Genomic DNA, 1,083 nt, shown 5'->3' with positions numbered 1-1,083 from the left:
TTGAAGGTCAGCGAGATATAGGCCGAGCCCTCGCGCGCCACGCCGGTGAAGTCGTCCAGCCCGTCGAGAAAGCGCAAGGCCGGCTCGAGATTGCGGATGACCGTCTTTTCCATGTCCGCCGGCGTCGCCCCGGCCCATGTCACGCTCACCGATATGCGCGGGATGTCGATGCTCGGGAAGAACTGGGTGTTTAGCCGCTGCAGCGACAACATGCCGGCCAGCACCAGCACCGCCAGCAGCAGGTTGGCGGCGGTGCGGTGATGAACGAAAAAGCGCACCAGCGCCGCGAAGGGCGACATGCCGGGGACGGGCGTGACAGGAGGGCTGCTCATGGCGATACCTTGTTCAGCACCCTGGCCTTCTTGCCCGCGTGTTCGCCCGCCAGGCGGTTGACGACCACCATCTCGCCGCCCTTCAGCCCCGACACCACGGCCTTTTCCCCGCTGAACCCGCGCAGGCGCACCGCGCGGGTTTCGAGCCGCCCTCCCGACACCACGTAAACCCGCGCCGCGTCATACACCGCCTGTTCGGGCAGCAGGGCCACGCCGGCAAGCAGCGGCCCGGGCATTTTCACCTCGACGAAAGAGCCGGGCTTGAGCCCGCGCGCCCTGTCCCCGTCCAGCAGGCGGGCATAGACATGCACCACACCCTTGCCCTCGCTCACCTCCGGGGCCACGCGCGTCACCTCGGCTGCGAGTTTCACCATTCCGGCGGTGGTGCTCCACAGGACATCCAGCCTGCGCCCGGCGAGCTTCTCCCCGGCCTGTCTCAATGCTCCGAACTGGCGCTCCGAGAGGGCCAGGCGGATTTCCGGCGGCGCGCCGGAAACCAGCGTCACCAGCGGCTCGGAGGGCGACACCTGCTGGCCCTTCTCGAAGGCCGCCTGCGCCACGACGCCGCCGAAGGGGGCGCGCAAGGTGGTGTCGGCGAGGTTGCGCCGCGCCCTCTTCACTGCCCATTCGAGGCGCGTGACATTGGCCCGCATCTGTTCCAGCCGCGCCGCCGTGGCCTTCAGGTTGGCCTCGCGGGTGGACAGGGCGAGGCGGCTCTGGGTGGCGCTCAGGCGGCGCTTGTCCACCTGCG

At 69.3% G+C, this 1,083-nt stretch carries 2 protein-coding genes; both read right to left on the bottom strand.

The annotated features are described in order from the left end of the window. Positions 1–332: efflux RND transporter permease subunit (locus AC30RD_RS09850; RefSeq protein ID WP_489494390.1), on the bottom strand; the 332-nt coding region annotated here is incomplete at its 3' end. Next, on the bottom strand, positions 329–1,083 hold a 755-nt coding region (locus AC30RD_RS09845; protein ID WP_489494388.1), incomplete at its 5' end, for an efflux RND transporter periplasmic adaptor subunit. The genes AC30RD_RS09845 and AC30RD_RS09850, both read right to left, overlap by 4 nt.

Source organism: Nitrosophilus sp., from assembly GCF_982775275.1.
The sequence above is the reverse complement of the archived record's forward strand: the minus strand, read 5'-3'. Positions and strand labels throughout refer to the sequence as shown.